At 52.9% G+C, this 664-nt stretch carries 1 pseudogene; it reads left to right on the forward strand.

The features are described from left to right. A pseudogene (locus R8N49_RS27715) lies at window positions 1–664 on the forward strand (single-stranded-DNA-specific exonuclease RecJ); the annotation flags it as partial.

Here is a 664-nt window from a genome sequence, read left to right on the forward strand (position 1 = left end):
CATTACCGTATTGGTGACAGACCACCATTTGCCAGGGCAAGTTCTACCAGAAGTGGATGCGATGGTGAACCCAAACCTCGACAGTTGTGCGTTTCCTTCTAAAGCGCTGGCTGGCGTTGGTGTGGCGTTCTATCTGATGATGGCGTTGTGCGTCCACATGCGAAAACACAATTGGTTTGCTCAGCAAGGCATGCAAGAGCCGAAACTGATGGAGCTGATCGACCTTGTCGCACTGGGCACTGTCGCTGATGTTGTGCCGCTTGATGAGAACAACCGAATTCTGGTGCATCAAGGTTTGCAGCGCATTCGTGCGGGGAAAGCGCGCCCAGGTATTCAGGCACTGATTGAAGTGGCGAAACGCGATGCGCGACGTTTGGTGGCATCGGACTTCGGCTTTGCATTGGGGCCGCGTATTAATGCCGCTGGCCGTTTAGACGACATGTCTTTTGGTGTTGAGCTGCTGATGTGTAACAACATCCACGCTGCACGTCGCATGGCCAGTGAGCTTGATGGGCTCAATCAGACTCGTAAAGAGATTGAAGAAGGCATGAAGCAAGAAGCGATGGCGTTTTGTGAACGTTTGCAGTTTGGCGAACACAGCGAGCTGCCATACGGCTTATCGCTGTTCCAGCGCGATTGGCACCAAGGTGTGATTGGTATTCTC

It is taken from the genome of Vibrio sp. 1978, assembly GCF_033344345.1.